The sequence below is a fragment of the Micromonospora sp. WMMD1082 genome (assembly GCF_029626175.1).
In the GTDB taxonomy this organism is placed as follows: Bacteria; Actinomycetota; Actinomycetes; order Mycobacteriales; family Micromonosporaceae; genus Micromonospora.
Genome location: NZ_JARUBM010000002.1, coordinates 4,117,463 through 4,133,656 on the forward strand (window position 1 = coordinate 4,117,463; position 16,194 = coordinate 4,133,656).

Here is a 16,194-nt window from a genome sequence, read left to right on the forward strand (position 1 = left end):
CCTCCGACCGCGCCGGGACCGTGCCGTCGGCGAGCGAAGTGGGAGGGCTGGTGACCTCGGCGACGCTGTTGACCCCGGCCAGATCGTCATCGCGACCGAACGACCCCTCGTCATCGGGGCGGTCCATGCGTACCGACCAGCGGGCCTACGTCCGGATCCTGGTCGTGCTGGACGCCGCCGTCCTGGCCGTGGCGGTCCTCGTCGGGTACGGTGCCCGGTTCGGTGACTCCGCGCCACGCGACACGGTGCCGTACGTCCTGGTCGCCCCGGCGCTCGTACTGGCCTGGCTGGTCTCGCTGAAGGTCCTTCGCTGCTACGACGACCGGGTGATCGGCTACGGCGCGGACGAGTACCGGCGGGTGAGCATGGCCAGTCTGCGGCTGGCCGGCGCCACAGCCATCGCCGGCTACGTCCTCGACGTCGGTGTCTCCCGGGGCTTCCTGGCGATCTCCTTCGCCGTCGGCACCGTCGGTCTCGAGGTGGCCCGGTTCGCCGCCCGCAAGCGCCTGCACCACGCCCGGTCCCGAGGGACGGGCTGGTCGCGGCGGGTGCTGGTGGTCGGCGACACCGCCCACGTGCTGGAACTGGTGCACACCCTGCGCCGTGAACCGTACGCCGGCTACCAGGTCGTGGGTGCCTGCATCCCGGACGCGCTGCTGGCCCCGGTCGCCCAGCGGCTCGGCGACGTGCCGGTGGTCGGCTCGTTCCGGGCCATCCCGGAGGCCGCCGCCGCGATCGGCGCGGACACGGTCGCCGTCACCGCCTGCGGGGAACTCACCGCCACCCGGCTGCGCCGGCTCGGCTGGCAGCTGGAGGGCACCGGCATCGACCTGGTCCTGGCGCCGGCGCTGACCGACGTCGCGGGGCCCCGCATCCACACCCGCCCGGTCGCCGGCCTGCCGCTGATCCACGTGGAGGCGCCCGAGTTCCGCGGGGCGCGCAAACTGGTCAAGGGCCTCGTCGACCGGTCCGTGTCGCTGCTGGCACTGGCCCTGCTGCTGCCGCTGCTGGTGGTCATCTCACTGGCCGTCAGGCTGGACAGCCGTGGCCCCGTGCTGTTCCGGCAGACCCGGGTCGGGCAGGGCGGCCGGGAGTTCGGGGTCTTCAAATTCCGCACCATGGTCACCAACGCGGACGCGCTGCTGGCGGAGCTGGCCGCCCGCAACGAGACCGACGGCCTGATGTTCAAGATGCGGGACGACCCGCGGGTGACCCGCGTCGGCCGGCTGCTGCGCAAGTGGTCGCTGGACGAACTGCCGCAGCTGGTCAACGTCCTGCTGGGGCAGATGAGCCTGGTCGGCCCCCGGCCACCGCTGCCCTCCGAGGTGGCCCGCTACGACGGCGACGTCGCCCGCCGGCTGCTGGTCAAGCCGGGGATGACCGGGCTCTGGCAGGTCAGTGGCCGGTCGGACCTGAGCTGGGAGGACGGCATCCGGCTCGACCTCTACTACGTGGAGAACTGGTCGCTGGCGGCCGACCTGACGATCCTGTGGAAGACCGTTGGCGCGGTGGTCAACAGCCGGGGCGCGTACTGAGAGCCCCGCCTCACGGCTGCGGGCCGAGCCAGTCCAGGCAGACCACCACGGCGTCGTCGGTGAGGTCGCCGGCGACGAAGGCCCGTAGGTCGCCGAGGAGGGAACGGACCGCATCCAGCGGCGTCAGCGGCGACGTCCGCCGCAACATCCGGTCGAGCGCCGTCTCGCCGTACCGTGCGCTGCGCCCGGTCGCCTCGACCACCCCGTCGCTGATCATGAACAGCCGGTCGCCGCGCTGGAGCTGGAGGTGCTGCTCGCGGTAGTCCGTCCCCTCGAACATACCGAGCGGGAACTGTGCCTCCAGCGGCTGCACGCTGACCTCGCCGCCGCGCAGCAGGACGAGTCGGGGCGAGCCGGCGTCGACGGCGGTGAGCAGCCCGCTGCGCAGGTCGAGTTCGAGCAGCAGCGTGGAGAGGTACTGGTCGCCCCGGTGCAGGTCGTAGATCGCCTGGTCGGCCAGGGCGGCCTGGTCGGCCAGCGGGATGCCGGCCCGGCGGGCGTTGCGCAGCGCGCAGGTGGCGAGGGTGGTGAGCATCGACGCGGTGACCCCCTCGCCCATCCCGTTGATCGTCGCCAGCCAGACCCGCTCGCCGTCGTCGGACCAGTCGAAGCTGTCGCCGCGCACCGCGTACGCCGGCTCCAGCTGGCCGGCAAGGCTGAAGGAGGGACGCAGCCGGCTGCGCCCCGGCAGCAGCTCCCACTGCACCTCGGCGGCGAGGGTGAGCCGGCGGCTGCGCCGGGCGGTGCGGTACACGTCGGTGCCGGCGTCAACGGCGGCCAGCTCGTGGGCCAGTGCGGTGGCGATCTCGGCCAGCCCGGCCAGCTGCTCCTCGCCGGTGACCGGCGCCACCCGCAGCACGCCCCGCTGTTCCCCGCGCATGCTCACCGGCAGGTATCCGGTGCCGTTGGCGTACACCGGGCTCTGGTGGTCGAAGCAGCGCCAGGCAGGGTGCCCCGGTGCCGTCACCTCCTCCCCGCCGGTGAGCGGGATCAGCGCCGCCAGCCGGTAGTCGACCTGGAGGAGCTCGGTGTCGGTGATGCCGTACTCCCGCTCCAGCAACGCACCGACCCGCGTGGTGAGGAGATCCACGGGGGCCGCGGTGACGGCGGCACGCGCCCGGTCGACCGGCTCGCTCATGGGTCTCTCCTTGATCACAAGCCCATCCACCGACAGAATCGGAGTACGCTCAGGCCCACCATGGCGGAACTGCATGGTCCACCGGGACCTGAGATGAGTATGGCTGCCGAGCTGGATGTCGCAGCAGCCGCCCTGCTGACCGTCTGGGACGGTGCGCGGGAGCGGACGGCCAACCGTATCTCCACGGCCCAGCTTCGCGCCGTCATGCTCGTCGAGCGGCAGGACGGGATCAACCTTCGCCGCCTCGCCGGCGGCCTGGACATGCTGCTCTCCTCGGCCAGCCGGCTCTGCGACCGGCTGGTCGCCGCCGGGATGCTGGAGCGGGAGCCGGGTCGCGCCGACCGTCGGGAGATCTCGCTGCATCTGACCGCCGAGGCCCGTCGACTGCTGGCCGAGCTGCGCGAGGATCGCCGCCGGCACCTGGCGGCGATCCTGGCCGACATGACCCCCGAGGCCCGCCAGGCGCTGCTGCGCGGGCTGCGGGAGTTCGACGAGGCGGCCCGGGCGCGGGTGGTCCGGCCGGTGTCGTCGCTGGTTCCCCAGCCGGAGCAGCCGCGCGCGGAGCAGTTGCCGGAGGCCCGGGGCGCCACCGAACCGTCGCCGCGTGGCTGGTCGGCGGGGGATGCCTCCGTCTTCCGGACGGCCTGACCGGCGGTGCCTGCCCGGCGGTGCCTGACCGGACGGGCCGGCAAGGCCCTATAGCCGGGCCAGCCAGCCGCCGGGGCGCGCGATGATCCGGCGTACCACCGAACCGGCCGCGCCGACCGCGGCGGCGGTGCCGCCAAGGGTGGCCGGTCGGACGGTGACCGGCGACCAGGCCGCGGTGAGCACCCGGCGCTCGATCTCGGCGAGCACCGGCGGCCGGAGCCAGCCGGTGAGCGGGGCGTAGCCACCGCCGAGCACCACCGTGTCGAGATCCAACAGGTTGACCACGCTGGCCACGGTGACCCCGATCGCCGTGCCCGCCTGCGCCAGGGCGCGCAGCACGGTGGGTTGCCCGGCCTCGGCGAGCTGGGCCAGCCGGGTCGGCCCCGTGTCGGCCGGCAGGTCGGCTCCCACCAGGCCGGCGGCGGACAGGATCGCCTCCTGGCCGGCGTAGAGTTCCAGGCAGCCGCGGCCGCCACAGCGGCAGGCCGGCCCGTCCGGGCGGACCGGGATGTGCCCGATCTCGCCGCTCCAGCCGCGGGCGCCCCGGAACAGCGCACCGTCGAGGACGATCCCGGCGCCGATGCCGACCTCGCCGGAGATGTGCAGGAAACTGCCCGGCCCGCCGCCGGCGTGCAACTCGCCGAGCGCGGCGAGGTTCGCCTCGTTCTCCACCACCAGGGCCGGCACGTCGCCCACCGTCTCGGTCAGCGGCGGATGAGCGGCCAGCAGCTCCGGCACGGGCACGTCCCGCCAGCCGAGGTTGGGTGCGAGGCGGACCCGGCCGGCGCCGTCGACCAGCCCGGGCACCCCCAGGGCGGCGCCGGCCAGGGTGAGGCCCTGTGCCTCGACGTCGGCGCGGGCGTGGGCGGCGAGTTCGGCGAGCCGGCCGAGCGCGTCGACCGGGGAGACCGGGCGCAGGTCTGCGCGGCGCACCGTGTGGTGACGGACCTCACCGGCGAGGTCGACGACGCACGCGGCAAGGTAGTCGACGTTGACCTCCAGCCCCAGCCCGGCGGGGCCGTCGTGGGCCAGCATCAGGCCGCGCGCCGGGCGGCCGGCGCCGGCGCGGGGCGTCGGGTCCGCCTCGGTGACCAGCCGGCCGGCGACGAGATCCTCCACCACGGCCGAGACGGTGGCCCGGGTCAGGCCGGTCTCGGCGGCCAGCGCGGCCCGGGACGGCGGGCTGGGGGCGGCGGCGATCCGGCCGAGCACGAGGGCGAGATTCAGCTCGCGCAGGCTGCCCTGCCGCACCGCACCGGCGGGGGCTGCGGGTGCGTTCACCCCTTGACAATGCCACACTGTGGTCATTTAATTCAACCACTGAACAAATAGCGGACGACACCACCGGAGGTCTGCCATGGCACCCCGTCCCACCCCTGCCGACAAGTTCTCCTTCGGGCTCTGGACGGTCGGCTGGCCGGGCCGAGACCCGTTCGGCCACGCCACCCGGGCCCCGCTGGACCCGGTCGAGGCGGTGCACCGGCTCGCCGAGCTGGGCGCGTACGGCGTCACCTTCCACGACGACGACCTGGTCCCCTTCGGCGCGGACACCGCCACCCGGGACGCCCAGATCGTTCGGTTCCGCAAGGCGCTCGACGAGACCGGCCTGGTGGTGCCGATGGTCACCACCGACCTGTTCCAGCAGCCGGTCTTCAAGGACGGCGGCTTCACCAGCAACGACCGCGACGTGCGGCGGTACGCGCTGCGCAAGGTGCTGCGCAACATCGACCTCGCCGCCGAGCTGGGTGCCCGGACCTTCGTCATGTGGGGCGGCCGGGAGGGCGGCGAGTACGACGTGGCCAAGGACGTCCAGGCCGCGCTGGAGCGCTACCGCGAGGCGGTCGACCTGCTCTGCCAGTACGTCGTCGACCGTGGCTACGACCTGCGCTTCGCGCTGGAGCCGAAGCCCAACGAGCCGCGCGGCGACATCCTGCTGCCCACCGTCGGGCACGCCCTGGCGTTCATCTCCACCCTGGCCCACCCCGACCGGGTCGGGGTCAACCCGGAGGTCGGCCACGAGCAGATGGCCGGGCTGAACTTCGTTCACGGCATCGCCCAGGCGCTCTGGCAGGGCAAGCTGTTCCACATCGACCTCAACGGTCAGCGTGGCATCAAGTACGACCAGGACCTGGTCTTCGGCCACGGCGACCTGCTCAACGCGTTCGCCCTGGTCGACCTGCTGGAGCACGGTGGCCCGGCCGGTGGTCCCGCGTACGACGGGCCGCGGCACTTCGACTACAAGCCCTCCCGCACGGAGGACATCGACGGGGTCTGGGCCTCGGCGGCGGCGAACATGAGCACGTACCTCCTGCTCAAGGAGCGGGCCGCGGCCTTCCGGGCCGACCCGGAGGTGGCCGAGGCGCTGGCCGGGAGCAAGGTCACCGAGCTGGCCGTGCCGACCCTCGGCGACGGCGAGGGCTACGCCGAACTGCTCGCCGACACCGCCGCCTTCGAGCAGTTCGACGTCGAGGCGACCGGTGCCCGTGGCTTCGGCTTCGTCCGGCTGAACCAGCTCGCCGTCGAGCACGTGCTCGGCGCCCGCTGAGGCGGCCGGCATGCCGCTCGTCGCCGGAGTGGACTCCTCCACTCAGTCCTGCAAGGTGGTCGTCCGGGACGCGGAGACCGGTGCTCTGGTCCGGCAGGGCCGGGCACCGCACCCGGACGGCACCGAGGTCGACCCCTCGGCCTGGTGGTCCGCCCTCCAGACGGCGATCGACGCCGCGGGCGGGCTGGCCGACGTCGCCGCGGTCTCCGTGGCGGGCCAGCAGCACGGCATGGTCTGCCTCGACGAGGCCGGGCAGGTGGTCCGGCCGGCGCTGCTGTGGAACGACACCCGGTCCGCCCCGGCGGCGGCCGAGCTGATCGAGGAGGCCGGCGACGGGCAGGCCGGGCGCCAGTTCTGGGCCGACGCGGTCGGCAGCGTGCCGGTGGCCAGCTTCACCGTCACCAAGCTGCGCTGGCTGGCCCGGCACGAGCCGGCGAACGCCGACCGGGTAGCGGCGGTCTGCCTGCCGCACGACTGGCTGACCTGGCGGTTGGCGGGCGCGCCCGGGCTGGACGCGCTGCGTACCGACCGCAGCGACGCCAGTGGCACCGGCTACTGGTCCCCGGCCACCGGGAAGTACCGCCCGGACCTGCTGGAACGGGCGCTCGGCCGGGTGGTGCGGGTGCCGGCCGTGCTCGACGCCGCCGAGGCGGCCGGCCACCTCGACCCGGCGGCTCTCGCGGCCGCCGCCGGCCCCGCGATACTCGGCCCCGGTGCCGGCGACAACGCCGCCGCCGGCTTCGGGGTCGGTGCGCGCCCCGGCGACGTGGTGGTGTCGATCGGCACCTCCGGCACCGTCTTCAGCGTCGCGGACACCCCGGCGGCCGACCCGAGCGGCATCGTCGCCGGCTTCGCCGACGTGACCGGCCGGTTCCTGCCGCTGGTCTGCACGCTCAACGCGGCCCGGGTGCTGGACGCCGCGGCCGCGATGCTGGGGGTGAGCCTGGACGAGCTGGCCGAGCTGGCGCTCTCCGCGCCGCCCGGAGCCGACGGGCTGGTCCTGGTGCCGTACCTGGAGGGCGAGCGCACGCCGAACCGGCCGCTGGCCACCGGCGCGGTGCACGGGCTGACCCTGGGCACCTCGACCCCGGCACACCTGGCCCGGGCGGCCGTGGAGGGCATGCTCTGCGCGCTCGCCGACGGGCTCGACGCGCTGGCCGCCCAGGGCGCGACCGTCCGGCGGGTGATCCTGGTCGGTGGCGGGGCCCGCTCCGCCGCCGTACGCCGGATCGCCGCGCAGGTCTTCGGCAGCCCGGTGGTCGTCCCGCCGCCCGGCGAGTACGTCGCCGACGGCGCCGCCCGCCAGGCCGCCTGGTTGGCCCTCGGCGGGGCGGAGCCGCCGTCGTGGACGCCCTCCGGCACCGAGGAGTACGCTGCCGAGCCGGTCCCCGCCATCCGGGAGCGCTACGCCGAGGCCCGGGAACGCCACCTCGACCGGCTCACCACGCAGGAGTGACCGTCGCCCCCGCGTCCGCGCGTGCTCGTCGGACGCGGGGGCGGGTCGGCCGGCCCCGGTGATCGGCTCGTTATCTGACCCTGGTTGGCTGCCGGCATGACCTTGACCAGCAGTAGGCCCGCGCGTGCGTGGGGCGGGGGCGCGACGCACCGGTTCTACAGCGTCGTGGTCTTCGTCCTGCTCGCCTCGCTGGACAACGTGGCGATCGGTCTGGTGCCGCCGCTGTACGGCGCGATCGCCGAGTCCTTCGAGGTGCCGCAGCGGCTGCTCGGCCTGGTCACCGCGGTCAGCTTCCTGGTCAGCGCGGTGGCCGCGGTCGGCTGGGCGTACTTCGGCGACCGTACCAACCGCAAGCCGCTGCTCATGATCGGCACGCTGCTCTGGGCGGCCGGCACGGGCGGCAGCGGGCTGGCCGGGGACTACCCCACGTTCCTGGCCGCGCAGCTGCTCGCCGCGGTGGGACTCGGCGCGGTCGGGTCGGTCGGCTTCTCGGTCGTCACCGACCTGATCTCGCCCCGCCGCCGGGGGCTGGTGATGAGCTTCTGGGGGCTCTCCCAGGGCGCCGGCACGCTGGCCGGCACCCTGGTCGGCGGGTTGCTCGGCGCGGCCGACTGGCGCCGGCCGTTCCTGGTGCTCACCGTCGTCGGAGTGGCCGCCACGGCGGCCTACCTGTTCACGTACGACATCCGGCGGGGCCAGAGCGAGCCGGAACTGGCCGGCGCGCTCGCCGGCGGCGCCGAGTACGACTACCGGATCAGTCGGACGGACCTGCCCGTCATCCTGGGCCGGCGGACCAACCGCTGGCTCGTCCTGCAGGGCCTCACCGCGCAGGCCGCCTTCGGTTCGCTGGTCTGGCTGCCGTGGCTGTTCACCGAGCGGGCGCAGGCCCAGGGATACTCGCTGGCGACCGCGATCGTGGTGGGCAGCGTCTTCGCCACGCTGTTCCAGCTCGGCGGGGTGCTCTCCATCGTGGGTGGGCTGATCGGCGACGCCCTGCAACGGCGTACGCCCTCCGGGCGGGCCCTGGTCGCGGCGGTCGGCATCCTCGCCGCGCTCCCGTTCTACCTGGTGTTGTTCTTCGTGCCGATCCGCATCGACGTGCCCGACGGCGCCGGCACCGGCGCGATCGTCCGGGCGGTGCTGGGCAGCGTGGTCAGCGAGCCGACGGTCGGGCTGAGCCTGCTCGCCGCGCTGCTCGCGCTGGCGCTGACCTCGGCGAACTCGCCAAACTGGTTCGCGCTGATCGCCGACGCGAACCCGCCCGAGCACCGGGGCACGGTCTACAGCCTCGGCAACCTGGTCAACGGCGTGGGCCGGGCGGCCGGCAACGGCCTGGTCGGGGTGGCCTTCCACGCGCTGCGGGTGGCCTTCCCGCCACCGCTGAACTACGCCGTCGGGCTGGCCGCGTTCCAGCTCTTCTTCATCCCCACCGGCGTCATGTACCTGCTCGCCGCCCGCACCTCACCCAAGGACATCGCCGACGTCCAGCACCTCCTGCACACCCGCGCCGAGAAGCTGTAAGGAAGGGCCCCCGCTGAACGCCTGGTGGACAGCAGGGGCCCCTATCAACCACACCTACACCTTGATCCAGACGGTGACGTCGGTGGGGACCGTGCCGTCGGCGTCCAGCGGGGCGCTGCTGTGCAGCAGTTCGCCGGCAGGCGCCTCGACGGGGGCGCCGAAGTTGGTCAGCACGACCAGGTCGCCGTTGCGGAAGGACAGCACCTCGTCGCCGCAGGGGAGCCACTCCAGGGTGCCCCGGCCGAGGCCGTGCGTACGCCGCAGGCGCAGCGCCGTCCGGTACATCTCGTACGTCGAGCCGGGGACGCCGCGCTGGCGGTCCAGGGCGTACTCGGCCCAGACGGAGGGCTGTGGTAGCCAACTCGCGTCCGTCGGCCCGAAGCCGTACGAGGGCGCGTCGGCCTCCCACGGGATCGGCACCCGGCAGCCGTCGCGGCCACGCTGGGTGTGCCCGCTGCGGGCCCAGGTCGGGTCCTGGCGGGCCTCGTCGGGCATGGTGGTGTGTTCCGGCAGCCCCAGTTCCTCACCCTGGTAGAGGTAGGCCGAGCCGGGCAGGGCGAGCATCAGCAGGGTGGCCGCCCGGGCCCGCCGCAGGCCGGTCGCCGCGTCCGGCTGCTCGTCACCGACGCCGATGCCGTTGGGCCGCGCGGTGCCGACCGGCAGGCCGAGCCGGGAGGCGTGACGGACCACGTCGTGGTTGGAGAGCACCCAGGTGGTGGGCGCGCCGACCGCGTCGGTGGCCTCCAGCGACCGGGTGATCACCGCGTACTGGGCCGGGGCCGTCCAGGAGGCGAGCAGGTACTCGAAGTTGAACGCCTGGTGCATCTCGTCGGGGCGCACGTACCGGGCCAGCCGCTCGGCCGGCTCCACCCACGCCTCAGCGACCAGGATCCGCTCGCCGGGGTAGCCGTCCAGCAGCCGCCGCCACTCCCGGTAGACCTCGTGTACGCCGTCCTGGTCCCACATCGGCGGGCGGGGCTTGTCCGCCTCCTGCCCGGAGAGGATCTCCTGCGGCTCCTGCCAGTCGGCCAGGTCGGCCTGCTTGATGAGGCCGTGCGCCACGTCGACCCGGAAGCCGTCCACGCCACGGTCCAGCCAGAACCGCAGCACGTCCAGGAACTCCGCGCGTACCTCGGGGTTGTCCCAGTTCAGATCCGGCTGCGCGGTGTCGAAGAGGTGGAGGTACCACTGCCCGTCGGCGACCCGGGTCCAGGCCGGGCCGCCGAAGACGCTCTGCCAGTCGTTGGGTGGCTCGGCACCGCCGGGCCCCCGGCCCTCCCGGAAGATGTACCGGTGCCGCTCGGCACTGCCGGGCCCGGCGGCCAGGGCGGACCGGAACCAGGCGTGGGCCGAGGAGGTGTGGTTGGGCACCAGGTCGACGATGATCCGCAGCCCGCGCGTGCGGGCCTGGGCGAGGAGGTCGTCGGCGTCGGCGAGCGTGCCGAACAGCGGCTCGACGTCGCGGTAGTCGGCCACGTCGTACCCGGCGTCGGCCTGCGGCGACGGGTAGAAGGGGGAGAGCCAGACCGCGTCGACGCCCAGCTCCGTCAGGTGGTCGAGGCGGGCGGTGATCCCGGGCAGGTCGCCGATGCCGTCGCCGCCCGAGTCGGCGAACGAGCGCGGGTAGATCTGGTAGATCACCGCCTCCGTCCACCAGCCGGTGGGCGGGGCCGGGTGCGTCGCGTTGTCGTTCAGGGCGTACTCCCATGGTCGGGCCGTGCGGGCCGGCGGGCCCAGGGCGACGGTGCTGGCTGTCGTTCAGTGTGCCCGCGCGGGCGCGGTCGATTCGCGCACGACCAGCCGAGTGGGCAGGATCACCGGCGAACCCGGTCTGATCATGCCAACCTCGCCGGCCCGCCCGCTGAGCGGATCGAGCAGCAGCTGCGCGGCCAGCCGCCCCTGCTCGGCCGCGGGCTGCGCGATGGTGCTCAGCCCGAGCACGCCGGAGAGGGCGTGGTCGTCGATGCCGATCACGCTGACATCCCGGGGGACCTGCAACCCGGCGTCGCGCAGCGCGGTGAGCGCGCCCATCGCCATCTCGTCGCAGGCGGCGAAGATGGCCGTCGGCGGGTCGCCCCGGCGCAGCAGTTCCTCGGTGGCCCGGGTGCCGCCGGCGATGTCGAAGCTGGACTCCACGTCGAGGCTCGGATCCGGACGCAACCCGGCCCCGCGCAGCGCCTCCTGGTATCCCCGGCGCCGGTCCAGGTGTGCGCTGAAGGCGAGTTCGTCGTCGGGATCGCCGGAGATGTGCGCGATCCGGCGGTGACCGAGATCCAGCAGGTGCCGGGTGGCGGTCCGCGCCGCGGCCACGTCGTCGATGCGTACGCAGGGCCAGCCGGGCACGATGGTGCCGGAGCTGATGGCGACGCCGGGCAGGTCCAGCGTGGCCAGCGCGGTCAGGTCGGCGGGCAGCAGCGGGGTGGCGACCAGCATGATCGCGTCCACCCGCTTCTGCAGGTTGGCCGCGCGCAGCAGGCGTTGCCGGTTGCGTTCGCGCCCGCCGAGGTTGTGCAGCAGCAGGTCGTAACCGGCCTGGTGGAGGAAGTCCTCGACCGCCTCGACGACCACACCGAAGAACCACCGGGTGATCCGGGGGACCACCACCGCCACGGTGCCCGTCCGGCCGCCGGCCAGCCGCGAGGCGCTCGGTGAGACGGCGTACTGCAACTGCTCGGCGGCGGCCAGGACCCGCCGTCGGGTCGCCGCCGACACCGTCGGCAGTCCGCGCAGTGCCCGGGAGACGGTCGCCGTGGAGACTCCGGCCAGCCGGGCGACGTCGTCGATCTTCGTCACGGTGAAACCCCGCTCACGTCCCGCGTGGTGCCGCCACCGCGGCCGGCGGCGGCACCACGGACGGATCAACCCTTGACGCTGCCGGCGAGCAGCCCGCGAACGAAGTAACGCTGCAGCGACAGGAACACCAGCAGCGGTACGACGATCGAGACGAACGCTCCGGCGGTCAGCCGTTGCCACTCGCTGCCCCGGGTGCCGGCCAGTTCGGCCAGGCGGACGGTGAGTGGTGCGGTGACGTCGCTGCCCCCGGCGAAGATGAGCGCGACCAGCAGGTCGTTCCAGACCCAGAGGAACTGGAAGATGCCGAACGCGGCCAGGGCGGGTGCCACCAGGGGCAGGACGATGGTGCGGAAGATCCTGGGGTGGGTGGCGCCGTCGACCCGCGCCGCCTCCATCAGATCCTTGGGCAGTTGTGAGATGAAGTTGTGCAGCAGGAACACCGCGAACGGCAGCGCGAAGCAGGTGTGCGCGAACCACACCTGGGCGAAGTTCTGCGCGCCGTCGAGGTTCCAGGCGGGCAGCAGGGTGATGCCGCCCAGGCTGACTCCGCGCGAGAAGAAGCTCAGCAGTGGCACCAGGGCCATCTGCAGCGGCACGATCTGCAACGCGAAGATGCCGATGTACATCCAGTCCCGGCCCCGGAAGTTGATCCACGCCAGGGCGTACGCGGCCAGGGACGCGAACGCCAGCGGGAACAGCACCGACGGCACGGTGATCACCAGTGAGTTGACGAAGTAGCTGGCGAGCTGCCCGGATGAGGCGGACTGCCCGAACAGCACGTCCTGGTAGTTCTGGAGGGTGAACTCCGGATCGCGGAAGAAGGTCCACCAGCCGGTGGTCTTGAGCTGTGTCTCGGGCCGGAACGAGGAGACGAACAGGCCGAAGGTCGGGATGGTCCAGACGACCGCGATGACGATCGCGACCAGGGTCGCGGTGCGGCTGTTCAGCCGCTTGCGGACCCGGGAGACCCGGGTCGACGGCCCGCCGGTGTCCTGGGCGCCGGCGGCGACCGGGGGAGTGGTGGTGGTCATCTCAGCCCTCCCGTCGCTGCTGACGCAGGTTGCGGATCTGGAAGATCACGATCGGTACCACCAGGATGAAGAGGAAGACCGCCAGCGCGGAGCCCTGCCCGTTCTGGCCGTACCGGAACGCCTGGTTGTACATCTCGTTGGCGATCACGCTGGTGTCGTAGTTGCCGTTGGTCGTGGTGCGGACGATGTCGAAGACCTTCAGCGTGGCGATCGAGATGGTGACCACCACCACGATCAGCGCGGGCCGGATGCTGGGCAGGGTGACCTGCCAGAACATCTGCCAGGGGTTGACCCCGTCGAGGCGGGCCGCCTCCACGATGTCGGCCGGGATGGACTTGATCGCCGCGGAGAGCACCACCATGGCGAAACCGGCCTGGATCCACACCATGATCACGATGAGCAGCAGCGTGTTCAGCGGCGAGTCCAGCAACCACTGCCGTGGTTCGCCGCCGAGGCTGACCACGATCTGGTTGAGCAGGCCGATCTGTTCCTGGTCCTCGCCCCGGTAGGCGTACACGAACCGCCAGATGATGCTCGCGCCGACGAACGAGATCGCCATCGGCATGAAGATCAGCGACTTCGCCACGGCCTCCATCCGGGCCTTGTCGACCAGGACGGCGTAGAGCAGGCCGATGGAGGTCGCCACCAGCGGGACCAGGGTGACCCAGATCAGCGTGTTGAGCAGCACCCGCACGATCGCGTCCTCGGCGAACATCCAGCGGTAGTTGTCCAGGCCCACCCAGTTCTGGCTGCTGCCGTCCATGAACGACAGCAGGGTGGTCCGGATCGCCGGTACGACGAGGCCGATCAGCAGCAGTAGCACCGTCGGCAGCAGGAAGAAGAGCGCGAACAGCCCCTCGCGGGGTTTCGTCCGCCGGGGCAGCGGTGCCCCGCCGGCCGCGGCGACGACGAGTTGTGCCTCGCGGCGCCGGGCGAAGAAGGCCGGCACCACGTCGAGCAGGACGAGCAGGCCGCCGACCACCACCGCGAAGGCGATCAGCCCCCACAGCAACATCATGAATTTCGGCGCCTGGTCGGCGAAGTCGAAGTTCATCAACCCTCCCAGGGTCTCGGCAGAGCCGGTGGGCCGGCCCGCGAGAGCGCGGGCCGGCCCACCACTGGACTCAGTTCCAGCTGCCCTCGATGCCCCGGAGCACGGTGGCGGTGTCCCGCCCGTTGATCCAGTCGACCATGCCCTTCCAGAAGGTCCCGGCGCCGACGGCGGCGGGCATCAGGTCGGAACCGTCGAACCGGAAGACCGAGCTCTCGTCCTGGAGGATCTCCACCGAGAGCCGGTCGATCGGGTTGGCGACGTTGGCCAGGTCGACCTTGTTGTTCGCCGACACCCAGTCGCCGATCTTCGCCCGGCTGTTGGCGTACTCACCGGAGGCGAGGTACGTCTGCACCACCTGCACCTCGGGGCGGTCGTTGAACGCGACCACGAACTCGCCGCCGCCGAGCACCGGCTTGCCCCGGGCCGGGTCGATGGCCGGGAAGTAGAACGCGAAGACGTCGCCGTCCTCGGCCACCTTCGTGTTCGCCGGCCACTGGTTGGCGTAGAACGACGCCTGGCGGTGCAGCGCGCACTTGCCCTGGGTGATCGGCACGCCGGCCTCCTGGAAGGAGGTGGTGGCGATGCTGCGGACGCCGCCGAAGCCGCCGTTGACGTACTTGTCGTTCTTCAGGATGGTGCCGGCGCGGTCCAGCGCCTCGGCGATCCGCGGATCGTTGAACGGGATCTCGTGCGTGGTCCACTGGTCGTAGACCTCGGGGGTCTGCGTCCGCAGCAGCACGTCCTCGATCCAGTCGGTGGCCGGCCAGCCGGTGGCGTCACCGGACTCGATGCCGGCGCACCACGGCTTGACGCCGCTGTCGGCGATCGTGTCGCTGAGCTTGATCAGGTCGTCCCAGGTCTCCGGGACGGTCCAGCCGTTCTCCTGGAACATCTTCGGCGAGTACCAGACGAACGACTTGACGTTCGAGCCGAGCGGCGCGCCGTAGAAGGTGCCGTTGACGGTGCTGTACTTCAGCCAGTCGGCCGGGTAGTTCTGCTCGGCCAGCGCCTTGGTCTCGGCACTGGCGGGTTTGATCTGGTCACGCTCGGCGAACCGTTGCAGCAGGCCGGGCTGGGGGATGAAGGAAAGGTCGGGGGCGTTGCCACCGTCGACCCGTACGGGGAGCTGGGCCTCGAACTCGCCGCTTCCCTCGTGGTTGACCTTGATGCCGGTGCAGTCCTCGAACTGCTTCCAGGACTCCGCCAGGCGGTCGGCCTCGATGTCCCGGATGGACGAGTAGATGTTCACCGTCGTGCCGCTGTGGCCCTGGTAGCTCTCGTACGGGGCGCACTCCGCGGAATCGGCGTTGTTGCCGCCGTTGTTGCTGCTGCTTCCGGTGCCGCACGCGGTGGCGCTGAGCGCCAGTCCGATCGCGCCAGCGATCGCGAGGGCCTGGCGTGGCCTGGCAGAGACCGCCATGCCGTCCTCCTTCCTAGCCGGCGCGGGCCACCGGTCGCATGACCTGGGCGCCGGTCCGATGGGCGTTTTCACATGTAAGCGCTTGCATGCGATGGAGGTCCACCCTTGGACGGACACGACCGAGTAACAATCCGGAAACCTGGCCGAGGGTCCGGGCGCGTTTCCCACCCCCGAGAATCACCCCTGTCGATCAATGGAGATTTCTGTCAAGCTGTGCGGCAGATATAGAAGGATTTCGACATACGGAGGTGCTGGATGGGCAAGCGGTGGTTCAGCCTGGTCGCGACGGTGCTACTCGCCGTGGGCGTCCTGCTGCCGGCGGCGCCGGCGATGGCCGCACCGACCTTCAAGGTGCCGTTCCCCTGCGGCCAGTCGTGGTCCGGTCAGACCCGGACGAACCACAGCCCGGCGAACGCCATCGACTTCAACCGCACCGACGACCTCGGTGACCCGGTGGTGGCCAGCGCGCCGGGCACGGTCGACGTGGTGACCGACCTGGGCAACACCAGCTATGGCAAGTACGTCCGGATCAACCACGGCGGCGGCTACTCGACCTACTACGCCCACCTCAACGGCTTCAACGTCTCGGTCGGCCAGTCGGTGGGCTACGGCCGGGTGATCGGTTGGGTCGGCAGCACCGGCAACTCGACCGGGGCGCACCTGCACTACGAGCAGCGGCTCAACGGCTCCGCCGTCCAGATCCGGTTCAACGGCACGCTCGCGCTGTACTGGGGCACGAGGAACTACACCAGTGACAACGGCTGCTCGTCGTCGACCGGAACCGGCACGGTACGCACCGCCGGAGCGAACCTGACCGTCCGCTCCGGGCCGGGCACCAACTACTCCTCCGTCGGCTCACTGGCCAACGGGGCGACGGTGACCATCTACTGCCAGACCAGCGGGACGACGGTCACCGGGACGTTCGGCACCAGCTCGATCTGGAACCGCATCGGTACGGGGCGGTTCGTCTCCGACGCGTACCTCTACACCGGCACCGACGGCTACCTGCCGAACGTGCCCCGCTGCTGACCCGTCCGTCCGGGGCGGGTCGGG

The 16,194-nt window shown here is 72.3% G+C and carries 13 protein-coding genes; 6 read left to right on the forward strand and 7 right to left on the reverse strand.

All coding sequences use genetic code 11. From position 1 onward, the window contains the following. Positions 1-50: 50 nt before the first annotated feature. Positions 51-1,535 carry a sugar transferase gene (locus O7615_RS18870; protein ID WP_278179029.1) on the forward strand — a complete coding sequence of 495 codons (1,485 nt, stop codon included), beginning with the start codon at positions 51-53 and terminating at the stop codon, positions 1,533-1,535. A 10-nt stretch (positions 1,536-1,545) separates the two neighbouring features. On the opposite strand, the gene O7615_RS18875 is transcribed toward O7615_RS18870, so the two are convergent. After that, the gene (locus O7615_RS18875) at positions 1,546-2,673 is read right to left on the reverse strand and encodes a PP2C family protein-serine/threonine phosphatase (RefSeq protein ID WP_278179030.1); all 1,128 of its coding nucleotides are present in this window, start codon (positions 2,671-2,673) and stop codon (positions 1,546-1,548) included. 93 nt (positions 2,674-2,766) lie between these two features. On the opposite strand from O7615_RS18875, the gene O7615_RS18880 reads away from it, so the two are divergent. Further along, positions 2,767-3,321 carry a MarR family transcriptional regulator gene (locus O7615_RS18880; RefSeq protein WP_278179031.1) on the forward strand — a complete coding sequence of 185 codons (555 nt, stop codon included), beginning with the start codon at positions 2,767-2,769 and terminating at the stop codon, positions 3,319-3,321. A 48-nt stretch (positions 3,322-3,369) separates the two neighbouring features. Here O7615_RS18880 and O7615_RS18885 read toward each other — a convergent pair whose 3' ends face one another. Next, on the reverse strand, positions 3,370-4,629 hold the full coding sequence (locus O7615_RS18885) for an ROK family transcriptional regulator (RefSeq protein WP_278179033.1): 1,260 nt from the start codon (positions 4,627-4,629) through the stop codon (positions 3,370-3,372). Positions 4,630-4,678: 49 nt separating this feature from the next. On the opposite strand from O7615_RS18885, the gene xylA reads away from it, so the two are divergent. The 3 genes from xylA (at position 4,679) to O7615_RS18900 (ending at position 8,843) form a co-directional block, all read left to right on the forward strand. Beyond that, positions 4,679-5,866 carry a xylose isomerase gene (gene xylA / locus O7615_RS18890; protein ID WP_278179034.1) on the forward strand — a complete coding sequence of 396 codons (1,188 nt, stop codon included), beginning with the start codon at positions 4,679-4,681 and terminating at the stop codon, positions 5,864-5,866. Between the two features lie 10 nt (positions 5,867-5,876). Next, the gene (xylB, locus tag O7615_RS18895; RefSeq protein WP_278179036.1) at positions 5,877-7,322 is read left to right on the forward strand and encodes a xylulokinase; all 1,446 of its coding nucleotides are present in this window, start codon (positions 5,877-5,879) and stop codon (positions 7,320-7,322) included. A gap of 96 nt (positions 7,323-7,418) precedes the next feature. Then, on the forward strand, positions 7,419-8,843 hold the full coding sequence (locus O7615_RS18900) for an MFS transporter (protein ID WP_278179037.1): 1,425 nt from the start codon (positions 7,419-7,421) through the stop codon (positions 8,841-8,843). A gap of 54 nt (positions 8,844-8,897) precedes the next feature. Here O7615_RS18900 and O7615_RS18905 read toward each other — a convergent pair whose 3' ends face one another. The 5 genes from O7615_RS18905 to O7615_RS18925 all read right to left on the reverse strand — a co-directional run bounded on the left by O7615_RS18905 (position 8,898) and on the right by O7615_RS18925 (position 15,141). Further along, positions 8,898-10,538 (reverse strand): alpha-amylase family glycosyl hydrolase, encoded by a 1,641-nt coding sequence (locus O7615_RS18905; RefSeq protein ID WP_278182141.1) that lies wholly within the window; start codon positions 10,536-10,538, stop codon positions 8,898-8,900. 63 nt (positions 10,539-10,601) lie between these two features. Beyond that, positions 10,602-11,636, reverse strand: a complete 1,035-nt coding sequence (locus tag O7615_RS18910; protein WP_278179038.1) for a LacI family DNA-binding transcriptional regulator — start codon at positions 11,634-11,636, stop codon at positions 10,602-10,604. 65 nt (positions 11,637-11,701) lie between these two features. After that, complete coding sequence (locus O7615_RS18915) at positions 11,702-12,667, reverse strand: carbohydrate ABC transporter permease (protein WP_278179040.1); 966 nt, start codon at positions 12,665-12,667, stop codon at positions 11,702-11,704. Between the two features lies 1 nt (position 12,668). After that, complete coding sequence (locus O7615_RS18920) at positions 12,669-13,721, reverse strand: sugar ABC transporter permease (RefSeq protein WP_278179041.1); 1,053 nt, start codon at positions 13,719-13,721, stop codon at positions 12,669-12,671. 70 nt (positions 13,722-13,791) lie between these two features. Beyond that, positions 13,792-15,141, reverse strand: coding sequence for an ABC transporter substrate-binding protein (locus O7615_RS18925; RefSeq protein ID WP_278179042.1), 1,350 nt, complete (start codon positions 15,139-15,141; stop codon positions 13,792-13,794). A gap of 255 nt (positions 15,142-15,396) precedes the next feature. On the opposite strand from O7615_RS18925, the gene O7615_RS18930 reads away from it, so the two are divergent. Beyond that, positions 15,397-16,170, forward strand: coding sequence for a peptidoglycan DD-metalloendopeptidase family protein (locus tag O7615_RS18930; protein WP_278179043.1), 774 nt, complete (start codon positions 15,397-15,399; stop codon positions 16,168-16,170). Positions 16,171-16,194: the final 24 nt, after the last annotated feature.

Excerpts from the sequence above, each read along its gene's own strand:
- O7615_RS18925 (WP_278179042.1), bottom strand. The coding sequence starts at position 15,141 with ATGGCGGTCTCTGCCAGGCCACGCCAGGCCCTCGCGATCGCTGGCGCG.
- O7615_RS18930 (WP_278179043.1), top strand. The coding sequence starts at position 15,397 with ATGGGCAAGCGGTGGTTCAGCCTGGTCGCGACGGTGCTACTCGCCGTG.
- xylB (WP_278179036.1), top strand. The coding sequence starts at position 5,877 with ATGCCGCTCGTCGCCGGAGTGGACTCCTCCACTCAGTCCTGCAAGGTG.
- O7615_RS18900 (WP_278179037.1), top strand. The coding sequence starts at position 7,419 with ATGACCTTGACCAGCAGTAGGCCCGCGCGTGCGTGGGGCGGGGGCGCG.
- O7615_RS18915 (WP_278179040.1), bottom strand. The coding sequence starts at position 12,667 with ATGACCACCACCACTCCCCCGGTCGCCGCCGGCGCCCAGGACACCGGC.
- O7615_RS18875 (WP_278179030.1), bottom strand. The coding sequence starts at position 2,673 with ATGAGCGAGCCGGTCGACCGGGCGCGTGCCGCCGTCACCGCGGCCCCC.
- xylA (WP_278179034.1), top strand. The coding sequence starts at position 4,679 with ATGGCACCCCGTCCCACCCCTGCCGACAAGTTCTCCTTCGGGCTCTGG.
- O7615_RS18880 (WP_278179031.1), top strand. The coding sequence starts at position 2,767 with ATGAGTATGGCTGCCGAGCTGGATGTCGCAGCAGCCGCCCTGCTGACC.
- O7615_RS18885 (WP_278179033.1), bottom strand. The coding sequence starts at position 4,629 with ATGACCACAGTGTGGCATTGTCAAGGGGTGAACGCACCCGCAGCCCCC.
- O7615_RS18920 (WP_278179041.1), bottom strand. The coding sequence starts at position 13,721 with ATGAACTTCGACTTCGCCGACCAGGCGCCGAAATTCATGATGTTGCTG.